Here is a 268-nt window from a genome sequence, read left to right on the forward strand (position 1 = left end):
GATCGGATTCGGCGATCGTTCCTTCCAGCGCCTGCCGGTAGTCGCTGGTGTTGTGCTTGCCGGAAAGCGTCGCCTCGGCGCGATTGCGCAGCCTGGTCAGCGGCGTTTTCAGGTCGTGGGCGATGTTGTCGGAGACCTGCTTCAGGCCCTCGTTCAGCGTGGCGATCCTGGCCAGCATGGAGTTGAGGTTTTCCGACAGCCGGTCGAACTCGTCGCCGGCGCCGGTGACCGGCAGCCGGCCGGAAGATCGCCGCCCATGATGCGGCGG

General features: G+C 66.4%; 1 protein-coding gene. It reads right to left on the reverse strand.

Annotation, left to right across the window (positions count from 1 at the left end; all coding sequences use genetic code 11):
- A partial coding sequence (locus tag E5W70_RS12750; protein ID WP_366509697.1) for a histidine kinase dimerization/phospho-acceptor domain-containing protein occupies positions 1-268 on the reverse strand: 268 nt, incomplete at both ends.

Source organism: Mesorhizobium sp. (genome assembly GCF_005063415.1).
Lineage (GTDB): Bacteria > Pseudomonadota > Alphaproteobacteria > Rhizobiales > Rhizobiaceae > Mesorhizobium.